We start from the raw sequence: 775 nt of genomic DNA on the forward strand, positions 1-775 counted from the left end.
CGCCACCAGCGGGCGGAACAGCAACTGGTCGTAGGCCAGAATCACCACCGTCATCGCGAGAATGACCCAGCCCACCGCGTGCAGGTTCTTTTCCGTAATCGCCTGCGCCAGATACGCGCCGATGCCCGGCAGTGTGATCGTGTTGTTGCCCACCGTAATGGCCTCGGAGGCCACCACGAAGAACCAGCCGCCCGACATCGACATCATCATGTTCCAGATGAGGCCCGGCATCGAGAACGGCACTTCGAGCTTCCAGAAACGCTGCCAGCCGGTCAGGTGAAAGCCTTTCGAGACTTCATCGAGATCGCGCGGCACGGTGCGCAGCGACTGGTAGAAGCTGAAGGTCATGTTCCAGGCCTGGCTCGTGAAGATCGCGAAGATCGCCGCGAGCTCCGCGCCCAGCACGCGCGAGGGAAACAGCGCGAGGAAGAACGTGACCGTAAACGAGATGTAGCCGAGCACCGGCACCGACTGCAGGATGTCGAGGATCGGCACCAGCACCAGGCCCGCGCGGCGGCTCTTGGCTGCGAGCGTGCCATAGACGAGCGTGAACACGAGCGAGGCAACCATCGCGGCGAGCATGCGCAGCGTGGTGCGCAAGGCGTACTCGGGCAGCATCGACGGATCGAGCGAGATCGTCTGAATCTTGAGCACGCCAATGGGCGCCATGGTCTGATGAAAGCCCACGGCGGCCATGGCGATCAGCCCGATGATCAGCGGGAACGCCACGAAGTCCCAGCGATTGGGCAGCACGCGCCACGCCGAAGCGTTGGCC

The 775-nt window shown here is 63.6% G+C and carries 1 protein-coding gene; it reads right to left on the bottom strand.

What is annotated here, in order from left to right; translation table 11 throughout:
- Positions 1-775 (bottom strand): ABC transporter permease subunit (locus tag EYW47_RS42025; RefSeq protein ID WP_240763899.1); only part of this gene is annotated, 775 nt, incomplete at both ends.

Source organism: Paraburkholderia silviterrae (assembly GCF_004353915.1).
In the GTDB taxonomy this organism is placed as follows: domain Bacteria; phylum Pseudomonadota; class Gammaproteobacteria; order Burkholderiales; family Burkholderiaceae; genus Paraburkholderia; species Paraburkholderia silviterrae.